Genomic DNA, 23,814 nt, shown 5'->3' on the forward strand with positions numbered 1-23,814 from the left:
ACCCGTCCGCCGCTCGTCAGCGAATTAGCAAGCTAATTCCTGTTACCGCTCGACTTGCATGTGTTAGGCCTGCCGCCAGCGTTCAATCTGAGCCATGATCAAACTCTTCAATTAAAGTTTTTTGGTTGCTCTGTCTTCTTAATTAAAAGAGGGCAGAAACAAAACCAGCTCAATGATTTATACTGATTTCTTACATAAATATATTTGTGTAGTCACTCAGTTCATTGATAGTTGCTCACTTATAAATAAGTTAAGCTATTTTGACTATCAACCTATAAGTGTCCACACAGATTGCTAAGGTCTAATTATTAAAGAGCTCAAAACTAAGCTTTCACTTTCGTTTTGTTTGAAGTGTCATTTCAATTACTAAAAGTAAGTTGCAAGCAACTTTTGAAAACTCCGTTCGCGTTAATGTTTCACTTCACATCGAAACCGTAAACCCTTGCTAAGAAAGGTTTGCTGTGACAACGGATGCGAAGTATAGAGATTTAGAAAGCAGTTGCAAGTACTTTTTAAAACAAAGAAAACGATCGCTCAAAAAACAAACAGATCGATGTGAAAACAACCTACAACGACTAAGCTTGCCAATCCTTTTTCATTCTCTTTATTACTAGTTCAGGGACGTTGTGCGTACTTTTAAATTGGCCTTTGCATACTTCAATATTCAGTACTGCTCCGTATTGTTGGGCAATTTTCCGATAAGCATCCATTTCCCACTGCTTAACAAACGTATTCGCCACCACCACACTTCTACCATGATAAAGATTAAATTCACATTGAGATTGGCACCATTGATGAGCCGAGCTTAATAATGATCCTTCAAAGCAATATTTATTATCATCATTCACAAAAAACTGATCCGCCTCTATATGTACCAAATCCAATGTTTTTGCCAATGTTGATTTTCCACTACCAGGTAAGCCTCTCAATAATCGCAATTCTAATTTATTCATAACTAGCTCTGCTCTTTCATTAAATTCTGTCTTACAAACTCAGTAAATACTTTTATTCTTGATGGCATGTATTTATTTTGTGCATACTGCATCGCGATAACACCATGATAATTTCCTTTTATCTGCCAATCAGAAAGAACAGGAACAACATCGTTATTCTCTAACGCTTCTTTAATTACAAAATCAGGAAATATCCCAATACCAAATCCGTCTTTAACACCATTTAGCCGCATCTGCGAATGGTTAACAGCATATCGACCTGTCACTGCAATAACATGACTCTCGTCGCCTTTCACGAATTCCCAAATATGATCTGTTGTTGTTTCTCCTAAATACAAACAATCATGATTAGGTAATTCTTTTGGGTGAAGAGGCAACCCTCTCCCTTCTATATAAGAGGGGCTTGCACACAAACTTAAATTAACCTTCCCTATCTCCTTCATAATTAATCCTTCCGTCGGTTTATCCGTTAACCGAAAGACCACATCAATACCTTGAGCTATCATATCTATATCACCATCGGAGGCTCTTAGCTTTAATTGAATTTTAGGGTATTGGGTTAGAAAAGGAGTCACTAAAGGTTGAAGTACTATCGTTAAGAATGCTTTTGGTGCAGCAACCGTCAAACTCCCAGAGGGAACTATATGCTCTGAACTAGAAATATCAATCGCCTGCTGAGCCGCCTCAACCATAATGACGGATTGCTGATATATTTTTTTACCCGACTCAGTAATAAGCAAGCTACGTGTTGTTCGCTCAAATAACTTTACAGATAGCGCACTTTCTAATCGAGTAATTAGCTTACTCAACGCAGATGGCGTTACCCCAAGTTTTTTAGCTGCAGCCGTAAAGCTTCCTTCATTAACGACTACAATATACGTAGCAAGATCGGGTAATAAGGTAATAAGTTTATTTGTGACCATGATTCACTAATGCTTTTCCATTTTTAGGGATAATAGTCGTAATTGATTTGAATTAGAATCTATTTATCGGATTTTGATTACACTTTTTATGTACAACAATTATAACTAAAAGAAGGGAACACAATGTCTTCTGCATTCTACACTCAGATCCAAAATCAAATTGAAGAAGTAAAGAGCGAAGGTTTATACAAATCTGAGCGCATCATTACTTCAGCTCAAAAAGCGTCTGTTTCTATTTCTACAGGCCAAGAAGTACTAAACTTCTGTGCAAACAACTACTTAGGATTAGCTAACCACCCTGCACTTATCCAAGCAGCTAAAGACGGCATGGATGAGCATGGCTTTGGCATGGCATCTGTTCGTTTTATTTGTGGTACTCAAGACTCTCATAAAGTACTAGAAGAAAAGCTTTCTACTTTTTTAGGTAAAGAAGACACCATCCTTTACACCTCATGTTTTGATGCAAATGCAGGTTTATTCGAAACTATTTTAGGCAAAGAAGATGCAATCATCTCTGATGCTCTAAACCACGCATCAATCATTGATGGTGTTCGTCTTTGTAAAGCAATGCGTTTCCGCTATGCAAACAACAACATGACTGAATTAGAAGAACAACTGATTGCCGCGAAAGAAGCAGGTGCTCGTCATACGCTTATCGTTACAGACGGCGTATTCTCAATGGATGGCGTGGTTGCTAACCTTCCTGCTATTTGTGATTTAGCCGATAAATACAACGCACTTGTTATGGTTGATGATTCTCACGCTGTTGGTTTCATGGGCGAAAATGGCGCAGGTACTCACGAACACCACAATGTTATCGACCGTATTGATATCATCACAGGTACGCTAGGTAAAGCAATGGGTGGCGCATCAGGCGGCTACACTTCGGGCAAAAAAGAAGTGATCGATTGGTTACGTCAACGCTCTCGTCCGTACCTATTCTCAAACTCTGTTGCTCCTGCAATCGTTTCTGCGTCTATTCGCGTTCTTGATTTACTGGCTGAATCTGGCGATCTACGCACAAACTTATGGGAAAACTCTGCTCATTTCCGTACTCGTATGGAAGCCGCTGGTTTCACGATGGGTGGTGCTGATCACGCCATCATCCCAATTATGTTAGGCGATGCTAAATTAGCCGCCGAATTCGCAGAGCGTGCGTTAGAAAAAGGCATCTATGTTGTTGCTTTCTCTTTCCCAGTGGTGCCTAAAGGCCAAGCTCGTATTCGTACACAAATGTCAGCGGCTCATTCTCGTGAGCAGTTAGATCGCGCAATTGATGCCTTTATCGCAGTAGGTAAAGACATGGAGATCATTAAATAATGAAAATTAAAGCACTATCAAAACTAAAACCTGAAGAAGGCATTTGGATGACCGAGGTTGAAAAACCTGAAATGGGTCATAATGATATTCTTATCCGTATTAAGAAAACGGCTATTTGTGGTACTGACGTACATATCTACAACTGGGATGAGTGGTCACAAAAAACCATTCCAGTCCCTATGGTTGTAGGTCACGAATATGTTGGTGAAGTTGTTGGTATTGGCCAAGAAGTTCGTGGTTTTGAGATTGGCGACCGTGTTTCTGGCGAAGGTCACATTACTTGTGGTCACTGTCGTAACTGTCGTGGCGGCCGTACTCACCTTTGTCGTAATACTACTGGTGTTGGTGTTAACCGCACTGGTGCTTTCTCTGAGTTCTTAGTTATTCCTGCATTCAATGCATTTAAGATCCCTGCAGGTATTTCGGATGATCTAGCATCCATCTTTGACCCATTTGGTAATGCGGTTCACACTGCCCTATCATTTGATTTAGTGGGTGAAGACGTTCTTATCACTGGTGCTGGTCCAATTGGTATTATGGCTGCTGCGGTTGCAAAACATGTAGGGGCTCGCCATGTTGTAATTACTGACGTTAACGAATTCCGTTTAGATCTTGCTAGAAAAATGGGCGTTACTCGTGCAGTAAACGTGATGAACGAGAAACTTGAAGACGTAATGTCAGATCTTGGTATGACTGAAGGCTTTGATGTTGGTCTTGAAATGTCTGGTAATCCATCAGCGTTCAACAGCATGCTAACCAACATGAACCATGGTGGTAAGATTTCTTTATTAGGAATTCCGCCATCAGACATGGCAGTAGATTGGAACCAAGTCATCTTTAAAGGCTTAGTTATCAAAGGTATTTACGGTCGTGAGATGTTTGAAACTTGGTATAAAATGGCAAGTTTGATCCAATCAGGTCTAGATCTAACGCCAATCATTACGCACCACTACAAAATTGATGATTTCCAAGCCGGCTTCGATATGATGCGTTCAGGAATGTCAGGGAAAGTAATCTTAGATTGGGAATAATCCCTAACGACAGATACTAACAAACGATAAAAGGCTAAACTTCGGTTTGGCCTTTATTATATTACTCGCGCTTATTTATTCTCAAGAGATTCAAAGTATAATCATGTAGATATTAAACTGATGAATAGAATCCGCACTCGCAGTTATCTCAATCTATTGGGTAGTATATAATTAAAAAGAGAAAGTAGTATGAAGAATTCAGAACATAACGGGTTTCATGTTCATGTCTATTTTAATGAACATAATATTGATTGTGCAGTTGCTCTAACAGAAGCCTTATACAAAGCATTTGGTTTTGAGATTGGGAATATAAACACAAAACCGATTGGTCCCCATCCAGTATGGAGTCGCCAAGTTTCCTTTAAAGAAGACGATTATCAAGCTGTATTTCAATGGCTAGAGGCAAATCGTTCTGATTTATCAATTTTAATACATCCCTTAACCGAGGATGAATATCGTGATCATACTGAATCTGCAGTGTGGTTAGGAAAACCAATTAATCTTGATCTAACTATATTTTAATAAACAACATCAATAGTATTCACGTCTTCATTTATTATAAAAAGAAATGAAGACCTAAATACTCATTATAGGTTTAATTAAATCGTAAGGGTTTTATAAGCTAAAAACTCTTTATTAAAATGATAGTCAGACCACATCTTTTCATTTTCACGACTTTCAATAAACGCACGCTTCGCTGAAATAAATGCCAGTTTCTCACTCATTTCTTTAGTAGAAAATTCTTTAAATTTATAACTACTTCGTGCTGTTTGGCCAACAATACCTTTGAATATCGTTTCATCTTCTCTTCGTTTAACAACAACACCGATTATTCCTGAAGATGGATGCTTAGCAACAAAGTACTTCCCTTTCGCTGATTCTTCTTTACGTTTACTTTCAAAGTTAGCCCAGTTGTAATTCGCTTTCATCAAGGCAACTTTACGCAATACGTGCGCTGGATGTGTACATGCTTTGAATTTATTAATCTCTATTTTTGTGCCTATTTTCGCATGTTCTTTTTTTACAATGAATTCAGATTTATCTTCCGATTCAATCATTTGAATTTTCTTTGGCTTTCTTTTAAATTCAAACCATGTTTTTTCAAACATCACTTTATTGCTATCCATTGCTTTTTGAATTAGTTGGTCGCAGATTTCACGCATTTCAAACCTAGATAGCGGTGTAGTGATTAGTGTTTTACTCGGCTTGAACTTTTCAATTTCAGAACTATTCGTTTTCATATACGTATCTAATACCTCACCTATTGCATTTAACTCTGCTAGGAAAGTACCGAGATCATCAAAATTAATGTTATATAAACTACGAGAGAAATTATGAGAACGATAAGAACGCTTATTTTCATGGCGTTCAAAATGGCTATTAATATAAGGAGTGCCATTTATCATTGATACTTTTAATTGAATATTAGGATGTAAGCCTTGATAAACAGATTTTGCAGTGAAGGTTTTTGTTTTTCTTGCGTCATCTGCCGTTTCATATTCTTCTTGTTCAATCAACTCTGCTATCGACCACGCCGCTTCAATAATTGCTTCAGAACGTGCATCAACGTCGTTATCTTCATTATCAAAATCAGCATAATACGCTTTGCTATAATATGGTTTTCCTTTACGAGCAAAACGGACTTGTGCAAATTCCATTCTTCGTCTTTTTGTTGATTGACCATCATTCCAATTGATACCAATAGGAATCCAGTATTCAGTTCCACTAATATCAACAGGTTTTACCCGTAGTAATAAATTTTCTTCTATGTAAGTTTTTTTACCACGAACGACAAGAAACGTATCGAAATCCAATCGTGGAGAAAGCGGATGGTACATATAGTAAGAACCTCAATATATGAAATAGATAAATTACAGCCGAGAAAAAACCTTGAAGGAAGCGCTTTTTATTTCATTGTTATCTTATTTTTTAATTATATCACCGTTTTAATTATTAGTTTAGATTTCTTATAACAATATAAAAAAAGGCATAAGATTGATCTCATACCTTTCTTGGTGATTAAAGATTAAACGCTTAATTTAGAACGAATTATATCATAAACACCATCATTACTTTCAGTGTTAATTATTTCACCTATTAATAGCTCAATAGCTTCGCTAACTCGTTTAACAGGCCAGATAGCAAATGTACCTTTTTCAATGGCTTGAGTTACTTCAGTATTTAACATCAAATTTTGAACATTAGATTCAGGAATAATGACCCCTTGAGAGCTTTTTAATCCTTTAATTTTACAAACTTGATAAAATCCTTCAATTTTTTCATTTACTCCACCGATAGGTTGCGCCTCTCCAAACTGATTCATTGAACCTGTAATAGCGATATCTTGTCTTATACCTTTTCCTGAAAATGCAGAAATAATAGAACAGAATTCAGCCATCGATGCACTATCGCCATCAACACCACCGTAAGATTGCTCAAATGCTAAACACGTTTTTAATGGGATCGTTTTTTCACTCCCAAATAGAGAGGCAAGATATGCACTCAGTATCAACACACCTTTAGAATGGATACTTCCACCTAACTCGACTTTTCTTTCAATATCAAAAACTTCACCTTTACCAAATGACGTTGTGGCTGTAATTCTATTTGGCATTCCAAATTGATGATTTGACGTAGATAACACAGATAACGCATTAACCTGCCCTACTACACGGCCTTCGGTTTCCATCAACGTAGTTCCGTTAACAAAACTTTGCATAACCCCATCTTGAACCCGATTAACACGATGTTCTTTATTAGATAAAGCCAATTCTACATGCTTCAAACGGATCATATTTGAATTCGCAGCTCGTGCGATGTAGTTAGTTTCTTTCAATAAATTAGAAATATCCGCAGAGTGCAACGACAAACGATTTTGATCTCCCGTTTGACGAGAGCTGTATTCAATAATTCGTTCTATCGCTCTTTTATCGCATTGCAGCATATTACCATCATTTACAATGCTCGAAATAAATTGAGCATAATGAAACTCAGAAGCATCCGTTCTTGGCATATCATCTTCAAAATCAGCCGTAACTTTAAATAACTCACTGAATTCAGAATCATAATGCTGTAACAGTTGATACGTTTGGTAATCACCAAATAAAATAATTTTCACATTAAGAGGGATCGGCTCTGGTTCTAAAGAAACCGTTCCTGATAGGGTTACCTCCCTTTCTAATGAGCTTAAATTAAGGTTTTGAGAACGTAATGCTCGCTTTAAACCATCCCAAACATAAGGGCGTTCAAGCACTTTTACGGCATCCATTAATAAAACACCGCCATTTGCCTTATGAAGACTACCTGGACGAATTAAGGAAAAGTCAGTAAATACAGTTCCTTTAAAGGTTGCATTTTCTATATAACCAAACAAATTATGATAGCTAGGACTTTCCTCAACGATTAAGGGAAACTGTTCTGTCTTTTGACTAACAATAAGATTGATTTGATAACGTCGTGGTAATTTCTTTTCTAACGACGCATAAGCAAGTTCAGCATCTTCATTACCTTCTTGAATAAAAACATCAAAGTTTTCTAAAATGTCTTTTTCCATGTCTTTTAAATGCTGAGTGATCACCTTTGAATCTTGATATTTAACCTTAATCACTTCAAAGTTAACACTTAATACTTGAGAGACAACTTCTTGATTCAGCTTCTCGATCTTATCCGAATATTTATCTTCCCATTCAGTCAGTTGACGAACCAAACTTCTTAATTTTATTTCCAACTCATCGATAATAGATTCAAGCTGACGTTGTTCTTGTCTATCTAGCGCATCAAAGCTGTCTTCGGTATGTAATTCTTCGCCATTCATAGCAATAAATTGATACTCGCCTTGGGTTGTCACAGCAAGGCTAATCCCTTTACTCTTAGCCTCTTTAGTTAATGATTCAAGTAATGATTCTTGCTTATCGACTAACTGATTTTTTAATATACCCGTTCGGCTATAATAGAGCTCATTGTCAAACGCAAGTGGAATTGCTTTAACAAATTTTAATGTTATTTTTTCAATTTCTTTTTTAAAGCTTAACCCACTGCCCACTGGTAACTGTAAAATTTTAGGGCTTCGCGTATCATCAAAATTAGTGACATAACACCAATCACATACTCCGTTCCCTACGGGTTTATGGCGCTTTAAATAACGTAAGACCATTGTTCTCTTGCCAAGACCATTTTGACCAACGGCATAAATATTATAACCACGGTCGGGAATAGACATCGCAAACTCAACAGCTTGCTGCGCCCTATCCTGACCAACAATTTCATCAATAGGTGTAATATACTTGGTAGATTTACAGGTGTTCTCATCTAGGTTTGCAGAGCGATATACTTGCTTATGCGTGAGAGGTAAAGTAGACATAAGGCGACCTCTTTTTATTAGTAATTTTTACCAGTATAGTTTGAAAAAATCGCTATTTTAGTGACCTGTCCTGTAAATATTTGAATTGATAGGTATTTTGGAAGAAATAAATAAACCCATCGGTTAATAGAATAACCATAATAAAATTAATTTTAGTCTTTAATGAAAACAATGCTTATCATTAAAATATAAATACGTTCAATTACAGATAAGCTCTGAAAGCATATTAGCTTCTAAGGTCGTTTCTGGGTTAATTCCATTTACAGACGAATACATCGATGATCTGCTTGAATAAATGAATTTAAATACTGTTAGATGTTAATTCAAAAAGACTGAAAATTTATTTTGATTTGGAACCAGAAGGGATAAAACTTGAAGAGTGGAGCGTGCAGTGGGAATCGAACCCACATCATCAGCTTGGAAGGCTGAGGTAATAGCCATTATACGATGCACGCACATCGTGAAGACGAGATAGATAATGCCATAATCATTTCATTCGTAAAGCTATTTCTTTCACTTAACTATTTGATTGCTCGATATTTAAACGAAAGAACGTTAAGAGTTCATTTATCATACAACATTGCATTGTTAACAATACCTTTCAAACAAAAGAGCCGCGTAAAAAGCGGCTCTTTACTCATGGTAACAATTACATTGTTCTAACTGTTATGATGATGCAGTCACTTTTGAACACGTTATTTCTTTCTTTTCTTTATTTTCAGTCCATTTAGCCAAAGTAAACACTGAGATAAATTGCATAATCAAAGCAACAATAAATACGATAGGACTATCAATTAACCCTGCAATAATGAAACTTACAAATGCAATCGCACCATTTAATAACGCATAAGGCAATTGTGTTTTAAAATGTTCAAACTGATCACACCCAGCTCCTGTCGATGACAAGATCGTGGTTTCAGATATTGGAGAACAATGGTCACCAAATAAACCTCCAGACAACACAGCACCAATACAAACAAATAATGGCGCATCAATAGCAATAGCGGTTGGAATAACCAAAGGCATCATAATGGCGAACGTCCCCCAAGAAGAGCCTGTTGCAAATGAAATAATCGCAGCCAATAAGAAAGCCACTGCCGGTACCAACCAGTATGGGAAACCACTTTGAGCTTGTTCCGCAATATAAGCGGCGGCGCCTAGCTCTTTACCTACCGAGCTTAATGCCCACGCTAAGATAAGGATGATAGCAACTTGCATCATATTCCCCATCCCTTTCATATATACCGCAATACCATCAGAAAAATTTCTTACCTTATTAAAGGCCATTAATCCTATCAATGTAGCGGCTGCAAAAAAATACGCCGTTGATAACGCAGCTCGAAACGCAGAACCCGATATTTTTTCAAATGGGAATCCTAAAGGGGCAAGCATTGTGACTAATACGATAGCCATGACAAGTAAAGGGGCCCAAACAAAAGATGCTTTTGCATTTTTATGCGTAAACACCTCACTTGAAGCCTCAGCTGAAACATTAACAATACCTTGCTCCGCTTGCTTCTCAGCAATCGCCATCGGTCCAAAGTCTAATTTTTTAAACGCAACAAGAGGAACAATAGCAATCGCTAGAATCGCATAAAATTGATATGGAATCGCACCAATAAATGCATCCCAATCAGACGTTTCTACATTTAATGCTGTAAATTCTTTTTGAATTAAACCCATGATATAAACACCCCATCCAATGAACGGGATCAAAATAGCAACAGGAGATGACGTTGAATCAATAATAAACGCTAATTTTTGACGAGATACTTTTAATTTGTCGAAAAGAGGACGAAAAACAGGACCAACAATTAACGGCGTACCTAAATCAGAGAAGAAAATAACAATACCACCCAACCAAGCTGAAGTTTGAGCCTTAAATTTACTGGTTACCCAAGCCGTCACACGATGAGCAAAGGCTTGACCACCACCAGATTTCTCCATTAATGCAACAAATCCACCAATAAAAACAAGTAAAACGAGTACTCCAGCATTATAGCTGTCTGTTAATTGTGGTGATAAATAGCTCTTTACCATTACACCAAACGTTTCTAATGGATCCCCGTGGGTAAAAAAACCATTCAGCATAGCAACACCGCTAAGCACACCGGCAAATAAACCAACAACGACATTTTTCATCGTAAGGGAGATAAAGAGCGTAATAATAATGGGGATAAGGGAGCTAATGCCTGTCTGTTCCATAACGATATTCCTTTTGCTACTGCATAAAACAAATTAAATATAAATTCACTATTGATGACTATATATTTAAAAAATAACGATGTAAACAATACAAAGCAATTTAATAACAATTATTTACCACTCTTTCTACAATCGATATTTTAAGTTAAAAATAGACAATAAAAACCAATCTTTATAACGCTAAAATGAGAAGAAAAAAGTATATAAAAAAAGCCAAATGATTCATCATCATTTGGCTTTTTTGTGTCTTATTTCGCGATAAACGCTGTCTTTCTGTGTATTCGTTAGTTATCCGCAGGGAAGACGACACCTGTTTGCTTGCGGATCTCAGTGGTTACTTTAGAAATCAATAAAGAACGCTCAACCGCTTGGTTATCCATTTGGTTTGCTTCTACCTGTTCTGCAAACTTAATCGCCTCATAAAACATAGGGTTTGGGTTTTGCTCGACCGTTAAGTCTTCTCTTTCTCCACCACGAGTAATTTTAGTTACCTTCTCACCGATAGAAATCATATCAGCTAAGATAGCCCCATCCTCACCTTGGATCTCACTAGGTACATAAGAATCGCTGGTTTTTGAATGCATCACGACTACATCAAAGCCTTCATATCCACAAATAATACTGCCATTACCATCAACACCAGAGTCTAATAAGTGTGCTTGCGCTTGAATCGATGTTGGCTCGCCAAATAATTCAATCATAGACCCTACACAATAAAAACCAATATCCATGATCGAGCCATTAGAAAATACCGGATTAAATGTATTTGGATTTTCACCATTTAAGTATTTAGGGTAACGAGAGGAGTATTGACAATAAGTGATGTGTGCTTTTCGGATTGCACCAAGGCTTGGCAACTCTGCTTTAATCAATTGAAAATTAGGTAAATACGGTGACATAAACGCTTCAAATAATACGACATTATTTTCTACTGCCGTTTGATAAGCCAATTGCGCTAATGCATAATTTGATGCCATTGGCTTTTCACAAATAACGTGCTTGCCCTGTTTCATCATTTGAATCGATTGGGATCCGTGAAAAGAGTTTGGGCTGGCGATGTATACTGCATCAACCTCATCGCTTTGTGCCAGTTCATCTAATGAATCGAAAGTACGATTAACACCGAACTTATCTGCAAATGTTTTCGCCTGTTCTAACGAACGAGAATACACCGCTTTCAATTCAAATTTACCCGATTCTAATGCAGCAGCGAGAAATCGCTCAGTGATCCAATTTGTTCCTATTACAGCAAGTTTAATCATGATTACTCTCTATGCTTATTTCATTGTTATTTTAATTGCAGAGCTTGAGAGCTAAAGTGGACACCAGACCATCCTGATACCATAAAACTACGGATATTTTGATGATCATTCTCCATTGGATGCAATAATACATCTTTACGGTAATAGCGGCCAAAGCAAGCGAGTGTTTGCTCTACTGTTAGTTCATGTAATTTAGCAAACGCAAAAATCTTGCATGACCCATTATTTTGCCCCGCTTCATTAACGGTCTCACCGTTTGCAAACTCAGTTGCTGTAAACTCATAATGGTTCTCAATCACGGCCATTGTTTCTGAAAATTCTATTAATTTAGGCTCTGTTTTTAATTTATTAAGAAACGTATTCAATGCCATTATGATAATCCTTACTTGCATCTATTTAAATTACAGTTAAATTTTAGGCGGTTCTAAATGCCTGACACTCCATTTAGAACCTCCTATTTTTATTTAGCAAGTAAAAAATGCCATTGCTCATTTTTATTCATGTAATGAACAACATAAGAACACACAGGAACAATGGTTAAATCTGACTCTTTCATCTCATTAAGGAAGGCTTCCATCATTACTTTCCCATAGCCTTTACCTTGAAGTTCATCAGGAATACGAGTGCTAATGACATCAAGAACCTTTCCTTTTTTCTCATAAAAAATATTCGCTACCGATTTTCCTTCCAGAACAACCTGATAGCATTTGTTTTCTACATCATGAGTAATAACATTCATGTTTTCTTAACTCCATTTCATTTATGTGATTAATTCCATTTCAAAATACGAGTTTCATTCCCTTCTGTCGGTGCTTGAGGAATATTCAAAGACAATATAAAGGAAAGTAATGCCATACCCGCACCAACATAGAATACTGCAGCAGGAGAAACTAGCCACAACAAACCGAAGCTAACCGGAATAATAACCGCAGCAATGTGATTGATAGTAAAAGCAACCCCCGCTGTTGAAGCCATATCAGCTGGATCTGCAATTTTTTGGAAATAGGTCTTAATTGCTAAGGCAAGAGCAAAAAATAAATGGTCAATAATGTATAAAGCTGCCGCCATCTCTGACGTTTGTACAAGAGCATAGCCAATAAAAATGAGTACTAAGCCAGTATATTCAAACATGAGCGCTTTTCGTTCACCAATGACTCCGATCCAACGACCAATTTTTTTCGCAAATAGCCAATTGAAAGCATAATTAGCTAAAAACAGTAACGTAATATCGGCGGCCGAATATCCGAATTTTTCAACCATTAAAAACCCTGCAAATACCGTAAAGATCTGGCGGCGAGCACCACTCATAAAGGTTAATGCGTAATATAACCAATAACGTTTACGTAACACCAGTTTCTTCGTTTGAGGCGTTTCACTTTTAAATTCAGGGAAAGCTAACCACATAAAAAAGATAATAGCTAAAGCCACTGAACCTGCGATAAAGTAAATCCATTTAAACTCTAATTGCACCACTTCCAATAGCATCCACAAGACACCATAGGTACATAAAGAAGCCAAAGCCCCTATAGATATAAGCGTTCCTAGCATTTCAGGCGCTTCTTCTTTAGTGAACCACTGTAATGACAATGACTGTTTTAGCGTTTCAAAATAATGAAATCCAGTAGACATTAATAATGTCGTACACAAGAGCCCATATACACTTGGGAAAAAGCCCGTAATTGCAACTCCTACCGCTAACATCACCAAAGAGAGAATCATGAACTTTTGCTCACGAAGAAAAAGAAGGACGAACACAGCAGTAAAAGCAAGGAAACCAGGAATTTCTCGAACACTTTGTAATAAACCGATATCTGCACCAGTAAAAGCGGCTTTTTCAATAACAAAGTTATTTAGTAAAGCACTCCATGCAGAAAAAGCAATGGGTACCACGATAGAGATTAAGATAAGAAACGTTTTTGGATTTCTCCATTGAGTAGTGCTCGACATGATAGTGACTCTTATTCATATTTAGATACATATTACAGTAGCACAGATTGTTTTGATCTCTGTTTATATCGCGATCATCTTTACTTAATTTACTTTTACTTTTGTCAACGACCCATATCTCTTAAATCTATTTTTTATTTTTATACACAACATAATTAATATTAGACCCATGTATAAATGAACCTGCCCAATGGTCGATTATTCTGATAAACCACAATGATTAAAAACTGATGGGATATCTTCTTGCTATAAAGCGGCGTTATCGTTAAGTTAAGTGTATGTTTACTAGGCAAAGGATGTGTGTAATGGAAATTGTAATTCGCCCAACAGAATTAAAAGATATAAGTGGGTTATGTGAACTCTATAGTCAACCTCAAGCACAAGCTCAAACACTCCAACTGCCACAACCATCATCTAGATTATGGGAAAAACGTCTTTCAAGCGTACCTGACAACGTCTACAGTTACGTAGCCATTATTGATGGTAAAGTCGTAGGGAATATCAGTTTTGAACAAGTTACTCGCCCTAGAACTCAACATGTTGCCCACTTTGGAATGGGGGTACATGATGAATACAGCGGACGTGGTATTGGTAATAAATTATTAGAAACCGTATTAGATCTTGCAGATAACTGGCTTAACGTGCGTCGTATTGAAATCGATGCTTTTGTTGATAATAAGGCTGCATTAGCTTTATATAAAAAACATGGCTTTGTTATTGAAGGTGAAGCGATTGATTCTGCATTTCGAAATGGAAGATACGTAAATACCTATTTTTTAGCTCGCATTAATCGCAAAATGATGTAATTTCTGTCTTTCAGACTTAAAACCAATAAAAGGATGAAACATCAATTTTCATCCTTTTATATCATCACTATCGTAGCTGACTGTCTTTACTGGCTCTTCGATTATAGGCACTAAAAACTTTTTCTTTTGCATCTTCTTTTTCCTGACAAGTTACACAACAATCCACGCCAGGAAATATATTACGCCGAGCTTGGGGGATCAATTCTCCACATTCAAGGCAATATTCAGTATCGTTATGCTCATGATGTAAATGTGCTCTCACACGATTAATTGCATCAGCAACAGTAGCATCTATTTGTTCTTGTACACCACCATCTCTTGTAAATCCATTCGCCATAATGATCTCCAATAATGAACGACTAGAATGACAGTATCGATTATTAACCATTGTTTGATAATAGAGAAAAATGAGAATTACTATTGCAGAGATGTAATAATAAACCACAGGATACTCACCCGCGGTTTATTACTTAGAGAAACAATCTAAGACAGTGTTTTAACGTAGTCTGCCCAATATTGAGTAGCTGTAATGATGGCCTCTTCTCTTGGGTAATCTTCTGTACGTTTATTTGCCCATAATACATTAGCAACATTAAAAATAACGGTATTTGCCATTAACTGTAATTGCTCTGGTTTTGTTCCTAACAAACAGTGCTTAGGGACAGGTAAACCGTCAATTAATGCTTCTTCCCAATACAACTCTTCACATACACCTTTAGTTGCACACCACAAAGATTGGCTAACCTTAGGGTTATATTCTGATTCACCGCCCATGCCTTTAAAACATAATGCTAATTCAGAGCAGTCATCGGTTGCTTGTTGCAATCTAGATTCAGCTTCCCCATGCAGTTGTGGTAAGCCAGGATGAAAGCTCCCACGTAATGAAATCGGTGCAGACGCAGGGTTTAGCATACGAGCACAAGTATTGGCAGGAGTACGAAGACCATATTCATGTTGCCATAACAACATCGTTTCTACTTGTGGTGCATAAACAGATAAAGGTAAATAAGCAATGTTACCTTCATCTAGTGCACGATGAGTCGCCTCTATACTGTCACACTTTGGAATAGATAATTTATCAATAACTTGTGATACGTGCTCACGCGTACTTCCCAGTTGAAGATGACCATGCAGTAAAACCCTAAATCCATGATTCGCTAAAATTTGGGCTGCATATAACTGCCAAGACGGGCCTTGAACTTGGCGTTTTCCTGCAAAACAAGCCCAATCAATATCAACCTGTAAGTCTTTTAATTCTGGTGTTTGAACATTCCGAACAAATTCACGGATAGCAGTAGTAAAGCCACTTATCTCGTCAACCGTTTCATTTTGAACTCGGATAAGCATCATTAACATCGCCATTTTATCGCTTGATACGTCCCCGGCAAGATACTCTTTCATCACTAAATACGCTTGTTCAAACGTTAACGGCTTACGACTGCGTTCACCACGCCCTACCGTTTTAATGCATTCTATAATTGAGCTCATAGCTATCCTTGTAATAATCCTTTAAATTTCAACTGCACTGACGTTATCACATCGACAAAAAAAGCCAAGAGATTAGAAACTCTTGGCTTACTATTTGTACTGTAACGAAGGTAACTATCTATGATTAATTGGTCACCTTTACATGATTAAATCTTAATTATTGATAATGCTTCCTATAATTTTAGGTGAACATAAAAAATAACCTTGAAAAAATGGAATAGGATCGAGAGCCAATTTCATAAATTGCTCATTCGACTCAACATGCTCGATAATTAATTTCTTATTATTTTTAATCATCTTATCTATAAAGCTATGTTTATTTATAATGGAACAATAAGCGTGCATTTTTATTTTTATAAACATAAACACACTTAAGTTAAATACCGGGGTTAACATTTCATTCATAGAAACATCATCGATAGCAAATATAACGCCCTCATCATGTAACTCATAAATACTTTTCAATGTAGATTTATAAAAAAAACGCTCTCTTTTTGTAATTTCAACGATTAATTTAATATTAGATTCATTCAATTTATTACTCAAAACTATTAATTCATTTTTCAAAAAATAAATTGAACTGACTTCTATGTTAATCGATATGAATGTTATATCCATATATTTTTCTTTTATAAAAGAGACATTATCATAAATCCAATTAAAATTCCCCCTGCTCGTTGAGATATGCTCAACATCTGAAATAGTATTGTAGAATAAATCTGTATTCATGTTTTTAGGTCTAAAAACCAACTCAATACCATCCACTGAATTGCTGTCATTTCCATTATAGAGACCACTCCTTGAATGTATGCCTTGAGCATATACATCGAAAGATACGTTTGTCTTTTCACCTAAAAGAAAGTCATTACTTACTGCCATACCGGATAACCTAGTTTTAATCATAGAATTAAACTATCTATGAATTCATCATGGAAATAAAACTAAAAGTTACTAATAGTTACTTCTGACTACTACACATTGATGATTTTTATAAAAAAAACATCAAAACAAACCATAAATACACATTAAAAAGCAAATAAAAAACACATGAAATCAAAACTTTAAAATAAAAAAGCACCGATAAAAAACATTAATCTAAATTTTTCACACCTAAATAAGTAGGTTCTATTCTTTTCATTGAATATCCAATAAAATTAACAGTTATTTTATAACTCAATGATAATTTACCTATCAAATATTATGCTAAACTTAAAATAGCATAATTTATGATAGAGATGGCATGAGCATATAAATACCTAACATTATAATAAAGGTACATTGATTTGAGTGCAGTTTATAAAGCAGAAAAATATACATTCAACATGCCACACTACATAATTCAACACCCAGAAAAAGGCGATGTTGAACTATCTAGGGCTGAAGCTTACATTCTAAAAAAAATGCTTGATAATCTAAACATCGTTTGTAACAAAAACGAACTTGAAGATATAGGTTGGGAAGGTAACCCTGTTAGCACCTCAAGCTTAACGGTTGTGATTGCCTCTCTCAGAAAAAAAACACATTCAATAAATGACTTTAGTATCAGAAATATACCAAGAAAAGGATACTTTATTTCAACATCATTAATTATAGAAAAAATAGGCGTCCAATCAAAAAAAACTCTATCTCCGAAAAACGCATCATTTTATACTAAATTTAAGAAAATAATATCCGTGTGTATTTACACATTTAATATTCTAATGGTGATTTTATTCATTATAATTGGATTATTTGTTAGCATTCAACATGATTATTTATCATGCCAAAAATTAAATAACAAAACACTTTGTTCTATTGGAACGAATAACTTCAGCACATTGAGCCTTCTTGATGACATCGATGATGGACAAGTCATATTAAAAACACCAGAAAACACGATCATCCTAGACGAAGGTTCAAATATATTAATGAGTATTGGAAATGATTAAATATAAGAAAATAAATTTATTGATTTTTATCGTTTTAATAACTATCGTCATTATCTTCTTGTATGGCACATCATTAAGTTGTGATTATAGAATGAAGATAGAAACAAAAACAACGTCTTACAATGGTATTTGTAAACTAGGAGAAACATCTTGGATAGAAACACAAAAGAATAAAATTAATGGCTCTATTTGGAATGTAACGGCATGGTCATTCTCATTTAAAAACAATGTTATCTATATAATAAAAAAAAGAGAACGCTTGAATAAAATCGGGAATATACCGAATAATTTAGACATTTATAACACGCAATTAGACCATATTTCAATTCTAAATTATGAATACTATGATTTATCTGAACACCATATTGCCATTTTTTCGCAATTTCCAGAAGAGCATGTATTTATCGCAGAAGTTCATGGAACATTGAGCCTCTTTAGTAGTAAAAATAACAATCGAGCAAAATAAAGTTAAGGTTACTTTCTCCCTAACTCTATCTCTATCTTTATCTTTATCTTTATCTTTATCTTTATTATTACGCCTTATTTCTTTCTACACCACGAAAGAAGATTGGAAACAGTTGTATTAATCGATAACATATCCAAATCAATAAACTGGTTACAATCACAGCAACAACAATAGATGAAGCTCGATACAAAATAGCAAAGAAGGCGTCTTTTTGACCCGGTATTGCCCCTGTAATTGGGATGGTTAATGCAGCCATTGCAGAAAAACCGATACCTTTCATTACTGGTTTGTCACTGGCTAACCACTTACAAAAATACCCTGAAGCAATAGCAAAACTTAAGATATATAAAATAGGATTTTCATACAAATCATATAAGAGTAACTGAATCGCCATTGCGGCTAAACATCCTGCAACGGTTCCTATAATACGAATACGAGCCATCGCAAAAGACCCCACTAACGTCATAGGAGAGAGCATGATTAACATAGACGCTTGCGCTGATAATGAATCATTCAAATTACCTATTTCAAAAATAAAAAAGACGACCATTGCAACCATCCAGCCAAGAGCCGTTTGCTCTAACATTTCTCTTGGATCTTTACTCTGCCCTTCTACTTTTAATATGGGTTTACTCTCTTCAACTGGATCAGGGAAAAAATAAAAAGCAAGCGCACTAATTGGTACAACCATAACAGCTGCAACCCAAACTCCAATAATGAAATTTTCTAAGTCAAAGCTCGCGTAAGAACCAAAATTCAATAGGATTGAGCCAATAAGTAACCCAGTATAACCGAATAAATAACTCGCTTTATAGTGCATGGCATGGCATTTAAACAGGAGTAATAGGCCTACCGCTACTGTCATTAACATTGGATAAGGTTGCAGAAAACCAACAATTAAAGAAACCTGAATACTTACCCAAAAAATACTGACCATTAATTGAATAAACATCTCTGAATGCCAACGATTCAAATTAGATAACACGAATAATGGCAGTAACGTACCAAACATCCCATTTGACCACCCCAATAATGTACACATTGCAAAACCAGCAACACAACCAAACCATATTCGTAATGCTTTCATCGTAGCCTCACACTAATAAATATAATGTAAATAGCTGATCATCACGATCAAACTGTGTCCAATATAATCAATGATATTGTTGCCTGACGTATAAATAATAACCGTAGCTCTAGAGCCCACAAATAAGCGCGGTGACAAGGACTCAGAGCTAATCAAGTTCACTCTTACTCGTTGAGCGTCACGTACCCAGCGATTACTGACTTCAACACTGCTTAACTGTCCATTGGCCTTCTGCTGCGCCGACGCGACACCATAATCTCGGCTTTCAACGGTTAATGGAAAAACCTCACCAGGCATTGCATCATAAGCAACTTCAGCTTTCATTCCTTTATTCATCTTTGATGTCGCTTTTTCACGATAATCTGCTGAGATCCACAGCGAATCAGTAGGAATGAACGTCAGTAATGGTTGGTTTGCATTAGCAAATACACCTACGTGTAATTGCATATTAGTGATAATACCTTCATTTTGAGCAATTACTTGTGTGTTCTCTAAATCAAGTTGCGCTTGTTTTAATGTATTTTTAGCCGATAATACCGCACTACTTTGACCATCTCCTTTCCCTAGTTTCACTTCTAGTGCATGTACTTTTTGCTTAGCAGCCATAAGATTTGCCGATGATTGATCTCTTTTAGTTAAGACCGTATCTAATCCAGAGACTGACACCGCTCCAGATTTCGCAAGTCTTTTAATTCGGTGATATTCACGATTAGCATTATCCGCAGTAACTTGTGTTGTTATTACGTTTGATCGCGATGCTTCAATATCAGCGACTAATGACGCTTCTTGCTCTCGAGCTTGAGCCAATGCTATCTCTGCTTTTCTCACCGCTAATTGATATTTTTCATCATCAATTTTAAACAATAATTCCCCTTTCTTTACTAACTGATTATTTGTATGGCTAACTTCCACAATGCGGCCAGACACTTCAGGTGAAATCTGAACAACAAATCCTTGTACTTTGCTTTGCGTAGTTAATGGCGTCAATCTGTCTGACATGACCAGATACGCGGTTACAATGAGAAATAAGACGATTAGGATTCGCATCCATTGTTTAAATTTTTGTTCTGCAGCTTGCATGAATTTTCTCGGTAAGGATCTGAATATGCATTATAGAGAATGAAAAGTTTTCGAATAGATGGCAAAATAAGCCATATACGACCTATAAATAGGACAATAATATGAGTGACACTATAAAATCACTGCCTTCTTTTGATGATATTTATCTATTTGTGCTTGTTGTTAGGCATAAAGGCATTAGCTCTGCAGCTAATTTCTCGGGATTACAACGCTCAAAAGTCAGTCGTCGTTTACAAGAATTGGAAAAATGCTTAGGCCATCAACTGCTTATTCGAACTACGCGGGCAATAGAACTCACCCAACAAGGTGAATGGCTGTATCAGCAAGCGTCGAACCCAATTAATACACTTGTCGATGCTAGTCGATTAATGAAAGAACAACATTTAAGCCCAAAAGGCACGTTAAGAGTAGCTATTCCACCCGCTCTTGGAATGACAGAGGTATTCTCACAGCTCATTGAACAATACATTGATGACTACTCTGAAGTGAAACTTGAAATAGAGCATCATGTTCAATCACTTGATCTTCGTCGAGAGAATATTGATCTACAAATTTTACCAAGCTATATTGAACCACTGCATGATGATTACGTTCAGCAACGTTTAATTCAAATTCCTTACAGTATGGTTACGTCACCAGAATATCTACAGAATAATGGAAAGCCTGACAATATAACTCAGTTGAATAATTTTCACCTGTTAGCCAGTCGTTATAATAAGAGTCTTTTACCCCAAGGATTAACGTATCATTTATTTAGTGATGATCTTAATTTATTGCAAAGATTGGCGTTATCCGGAAAAGGGATTGCTTTACTACCCTCAATATTAATAGAGGATAACATTCAATCTGGACAGTTAATTGAAGTTTTACCTAGGCAATCATTCACTGACCTTACGATTACGTTAGTATACCCAACACCAAGTTATTTACCTGAAAAAACAAGAATGATGGTAAAATTATTTAGACAAAAGTTCTCATAAATAACCTTAATTTTCAATTAATTAACTATAATTCAATAATGGCATTTGGCATTTGTGTTTGATTTTAATTTACAAGTGCCATATTCCAACTTGTTAATAAGAATATCATTAGGTCTATAAACATTAAGGAAGCACTTTTCCTTTATATAGAGCATAGGATATCATCATGAACTTAATTGACTTTACTTTTTCAGATCGAAAGATACTGAAACAACTGCAAATACAAGGTATGACAATTAATGAAGCGATTCGATCGATCATGTGTGATATCTATTATTTAAATTATAAAGATCGAGCCATAATGAGAGCAGCAATTCGATTAGTTGGTGAAGAGAGAAAAGATCAAATAATTACTAATATACAATTTAGTAAAAGAAAGCAGTATATGACTGAAATCACATAAAAATAAAGCCAATATCATAACAAATATTGGCTTTATTGCATTTTAAATCATAAGGCATCAATTTAAAATTATTAAATCTCCATTAAAAAATCAAGATTGATGTATTTACCCATACTCTTGCGCTTAATACTTGGCATATACGGGATTTCCCCCAGTTTTGGTGCCGGCATCTTATCTTCTAACATCTCGATAATATCAGCGTAATGCTCAGTGCCCGGATTCACTCGGTTTGCTACCCAACCAACAATGTCTAAACCATCATGCTTTATCGCTTCTGCTGTTAGCATCGCATGGCTTAAACACCCTAATTTAATGCCTACAACTAACACAACAGGGAGCTTTTCTTGCTGCACCCATGTCGATAAACAATCGCTTTTAGATACCGGTACACGCCAACCACCAGCCCCTTCAACTAATACGATATCAGATTTGGCTTTAAGTGATGCTAACCCTTTAGATAAGACAGAATAATCAATCACAATATTCTCAGCCGCCGCCGCGATATGCGGAGAGGTAGGCAACAATAATGCGTAGGGATTTACTTCATCATAGCTTAACTCTACGTTAGCGACAGAGCGTAAATGAATCGCATCAGAGTTTTGAACACCATCACCTTTATCTTCTGAACCAGCCGCAATAGGTTTGTAAGCTGCGGTACGTAAACCTTTCATGTTTAACGCATCTAGAATTGCTTTTGAAGCAACGGTTTTACCAACATCTGTATCTGTACCTGCAATAAAAAATGCATCAATCATTACGTATAACTCCATAACCCACCTGATACGTTGCAGGTAAGCGGTTAAATTCATTTTTAAACATTTGATATGCCTCTTCTACTGCTAATAGCTTTTGCTTACTCAGCAAACCTGACTGTCGGCCATTAGGTAAATGCGTTGCTCCAATGCCTTTTAAATCCTTCATTAAAGCTGTCGCAGAAGAGTACATCATCTCAACAGGAATGCAGTCTAGTTGATAGGAATGGTTCTCAGATTGCGCTAACGCAAGGTTTACCGCCGATAAGGTAATGAATTCATTCACATGTTGATATATATCAACCTTTGACCATGCTTTTTTTAACTCAAACAGAGATCCATCTAGCAAAGTTGAGAATATAACCTTGCCTTTATTTTCGGTAACTCGTTTCATTTCAGCTAAAGGAACAGATAAATCCTGACACCATTGCAACGCTAAACTTGAAATCACTACATCAAATTCATTCACATCAAAAGGAAGATCTTCCGCATCACCTTGAACATAAGAAATGTTATAATCACCGCAACGTTCTTTCGCTTTGACCAGCATTGCATGAGCCAAATCAAATGCAACAACGGTTGCCCCACGATTCAGCAGTTGTTCACTGCAATATCCAGTACCACAACCGATATCAAGAACACGCACCCCATCTAATTTTATTGGTAAATACGACATAAGATGATCCGCAACTTGACGTTGAAACTCTGCCGAGCGATCGTAAGTATGAGCCGCTTTACTAAATGCAGCAGCAATCGCTTCTTTATTTTTACTGTGATTTTTAATCCAATATTCGGCGTCTATGGCGACAGCTTGATTAACCAT

The 23,814-nt window shown here is 36.2% G+C and carries 24 protein-coding genes, 1 tRNA gene and 1 rRNA gene; 8 read left to right on the plus strand and 18 right to left on the minus strand.

Translation table 11 applies throughout. The features are described from left to right. From A6E04_RS00440 to A6E04_RS00450, 3 genes are all read right to left on the minus strand, one after another. Positions 1-114 (minus strand): 16S ribosomal RNA (locus A6E04_RS00440); the annotation flags it as partial. 461 nt (positions 115-575) lie between these two features. After that, positions 576-953 carry an ATP-binding protein gene (locus tag A6E04_RS00445; RefSeq protein WP_065609328.1) on the minus strand — a complete coding sequence of 126 codons (378 nt, stop codon included), beginning with the start codon at positions 951-953 and terminating at the stop codon, positions 576-578. A 2-nt stretch (positions 954-955) separates the two neighbouring features. Then, the gene (locus A6E04_RS00450; protein WP_017021465.1) at positions 956-1,876 is read right to left on the minus strand and encodes a LysR family transcriptional regulator; all 921 of its coding nucleotides are present in this window, start codon (positions 1,874-1,876) and stop codon (positions 956-958) included. 123 nt (positions 1,877-1,999) lie between these two features. On the opposite strand from A6E04_RS00450, the gene A6E04_RS00455 reads away from it, so the two are divergent. The 3 genes from A6E04_RS00455 (at position 2,000) to A6E04_RS00465 (ending at position 4,749) form a co-directional block, all read left to right on the plus strand. Further along, positions 2,000-3,196, plus strand: coding sequence for a glycine C-acetyltransferase (locus A6E04_RS00455; protein WP_017021464.1), 1,197 nt, complete (start codon positions 2,000-2,002; stop codon positions 3,194-3,196). Beyond that, positions 3,196-4,227, plus strand: a complete 1,032-nt coding sequence (gene tdh / locus A6E04_RS00460; RefSeq protein ID WP_012552112.1) for an L-threonine 3-dehydrogenase — start codon at positions 3,196-3,198, stop codon at positions 4,225-4,227. The genes A6E04_RS00455 and tdh overlap by 1 nt, the downstream gene beginning before the upstream one ends. Positions 4,228-4,416: 189 nt before the next feature. Next, on the plus strand, positions 4,417-4,749 hold the full coding sequence (locus tag A6E04_RS00465) for a DOPA 4,5-dioxygenase family protein (RefSeq protein ID WP_065609330.1): 333 nt from the start codon (positions 4,417-4,419) through the stop codon (positions 4,747-4,749). A 77-nt stretch (positions 4,750-4,826) separates the two neighbouring features. Here A6E04_RS00465 and A6E04_RS00470 read toward each other — a convergent pair whose 3' ends face one another. The 8 genes from A6E04_RS00470 to A6E04_RS00505 form a co-directional block, all read right to left on the minus strand. Then, a complete protein-coding gene (locus A6E04_RS00470) occupies positions 4,827-6,065 on the minus strand; it encodes a hypothetical protein (protein WP_065609332.1) in 1,239 nt (412 codons plus the stop codon). A 188-nt stretch (positions 6,066-6,253) separates the two neighbouring features. Then, positions 6,254-8,587, minus strand: a complete 2,334-nt coding sequence (locus A6E04_RS00475; RefSeq protein ID WP_017021462.1) for a Lon protease family protein — start codon at positions 8,585-8,587, stop codon at positions 6,254-6,256. A gap of 380 nt (positions 8,588-8,967) precedes the next feature. After that, positions 8,968-9,042, minus strand: a tRNA-Gly gene (locus A6E04_RS00480). Positions 9,043-9,253: 211 nt separating this feature from the next. After that, entirely contained in the window at positions 9,254-10,792 is a 1,539-nt protein-coding gene (locus tag A6E04_RS00485; RefSeq protein WP_065609335.1) for a Na+/H+ antiporter NhaC family protein, read from the minus strand. Between the two features lie 284 nt (positions 10,793-11,076). Further along, positions 11,077-12,054, minus strand: a complete 978-nt coding sequence (locus tag A6E04_RS00490) for a Gfo/Idh/MocA family protein (RefSeq protein ID WP_017021460.1) — start codon at positions 12,052-12,054, stop codon at positions 11,077-11,079. Between the two features lie 26 nt (positions 12,055-12,080). Next, positions 12,081-12,425 carry a HopJ type III effector protein gene (locus A6E04_RS00495; RefSeq protein ID WP_012552117.1) on the minus strand — a complete coding sequence of 115 codons (345 nt, stop codon included), beginning with the start codon at positions 12,423-12,425 and terminating at the stop codon, positions 12,081-12,083. Between the two features lie 89 nt (positions 12,426-12,514). Beyond that, positions 12,515-12,793, minus strand: coding sequence for a GNAT family N-acetyltransferase (locus A6E04_RS00500; protein WP_017021459.1), 279 nt, complete (start codon positions 12,791-12,793; stop codon positions 12,515-12,517). Positions 12,794-12,822: 29 nt separating this feature from the next. After that, complete coding sequence (locus A6E04_RS00505; protein WP_017021458.1) at positions 12,823-14,001, minus strand: MFS transporter; 1,179 nt, start codon at positions 13,999-14,001, stop codon at positions 12,823-12,825. A 305-nt stretch (positions 14,002-14,306) separates the two neighbouring features. On the opposite strand from A6E04_RS00505, the gene A6E04_RS00510 reads away from it, so the two are divergent. Then, the gene (locus tag A6E04_RS00510; protein WP_065609337.1) at positions 14,307-14,807 is read left to right on the plus strand and encodes a GNAT family N-acetyltransferase; all 501 of its coding nucleotides are present in this window, start codon (positions 14,307-14,309) and stop codon (positions 14,805-14,807) included. A gap of 67 nt (positions 14,808-14,874) precedes the next feature. Here A6E04_RS00510 and A6E04_RS00515 read toward each other — a convergent pair whose 3' ends face one another. The 3 genes from A6E04_RS00515 to A6E04_RS00525 all read right to left on the minus strand — a co-directional run bounded on the left by A6E04_RS00515 (position 14,875) and on the right by A6E04_RS00525 (position 17,174). After that, on the minus strand, positions 14,875-15,144 hold the full coding sequence (locus tag A6E04_RS00515; protein WP_065609339.1) for a DksA/TraR family C4-type zinc finger protein: 270 nt from the start codon (positions 15,142-15,144) through the stop codon (positions 14,875-14,877). 146 nt (positions 15,145-15,290) lie between these two features. Then, complete coding sequence (locus A6E04_RS00520) at positions 15,291-16,295, minus strand: glycosyl transferase family protein (protein ID WP_065609341.1); 1,005 nt, start codon at positions 16,293-16,295, stop codon at positions 15,291-15,293. 153 nt (positions 16,296-16,448) lie between these two features. After that, the gene (locus A6E04_RS00525) at positions 16,449-17,174 is read right to left on the minus strand and encodes an EAL domain-containing protein (protein ID WP_017021454.1); all 726 of its coding nucleotides are present in this window, start codon (positions 17,172-17,174) and stop codon (positions 16,449-16,451) included. Between the two features lie 404 nt (positions 17,175-17,578). On the opposite strand from A6E04_RS00525, the gene A6E04_RS00530 reads away from it, so the two are divergent. Further along, the gene (locus tag A6E04_RS00530) at positions 17,579-18,223 is read left to right on the plus strand and encodes a winged helix-turn-helix domain-containing protein (RefSeq protein WP_017021453.1); all 645 of its coding nucleotides are present in this window, start codon (positions 17,579-17,581) and stop codon (positions 18,221-18,223) included. After that, entirely contained in the window at positions 18,216-18,689 is a 474-nt protein-coding gene (locus tag A6E04_RS00535; protein WP_017021452.1) for a hypothetical protein, read from the plus strand. Before A6E04_RS00530 ends, A6E04_RS00535 begins: the two co-directional genes overlap by 8 nt. A gap of 67 nt (positions 18,690-18,756) precedes the next feature. Here A6E04_RS00535 and A6E04_RS00540 read toward each other — a convergent pair whose 3' ends face one another. Beyond that, positions 18,757-19,776 (minus strand): DUF2955 domain-containing protein, encoded by a 1,020-nt coding sequence (locus A6E04_RS00540; protein ID WP_065609343.1) that lies wholly within the window; start codon positions 19,774-19,776, stop codon positions 18,757-18,759. Positions 19,777-19,788: 12 nt separating this feature from the next. After that, a complete protein-coding gene (locus tag A6E04_RS00545) occupies positions 19,789-20,856 on the minus strand; it encodes an HlyD family secretion protein (RefSeq protein WP_065609345.1) in 1,068 nt (355 codons plus the stop codon). 101 nt (positions 20,857-20,957) lie between these two features. Between A6E04_RS00545 and A6E04_RS00550 the strand changes: the two genes are divergently transcribed. Further along, positions 20,958-21,836 carry a LysR family transcriptional regulator gene (locus A6E04_RS00550; protein WP_012552129.1) on the plus strand — a complete coding sequence of 293 codons (879 nt, stop codon included), beginning with the start codon at positions 20,958-20,960 and terminating at the stop codon, positions 21,834-21,836. Between the two features lie 166 nt (positions 21,837-22,002). Then, complete coding sequence (locus A6E04_RS00555) at positions 22,003-22,239, plus strand: hypothetical protein (RefSeq protein ID WP_017021449.1); 237 nt, start codon at positions 22,003-22,005, stop codon at positions 22,237-22,239. Positions 22,240-22,310: 71 nt separating this feature from the next. Here the strand turns inward: A6E04_RS00555 and bioD are convergent, their stop codons facing one another. Together bioD and bioC are read right to left on the minus strand one after the other, a co-directional pair. Next, positions 22,311-22,994, minus strand: a complete 684-nt coding sequence (bioD, locus tag A6E04_RS00560) for a dethiobiotin synthase (RefSeq protein ID WP_017021448.1) — start codon at positions 22,992-22,994, stop codon at positions 22,311-22,313. Then, positions 22,987-23,814: a malonyl-ACP O-methyltransferase BioC gene (gene bioC, locus A6E04_RS00565; RefSeq protein ID WP_017021447.1), complete on the minus strand. Its 828-nt coding sequence runs from the start codon at positions 23,812-23,814 to the stop codon at positions 22,987-22,989. Before bioC ends, bioD begins: the two co-directional genes overlap by 8 nt.

The organism is Aliivibrio logei (assembly GCF_001691055.1).
GTDB lineage: Bacteria > Pseudomonadota > Gammaproteobacteria > Enterobacterales > Vibrionaceae > Aliivibrio > Aliivibrio salmonicida.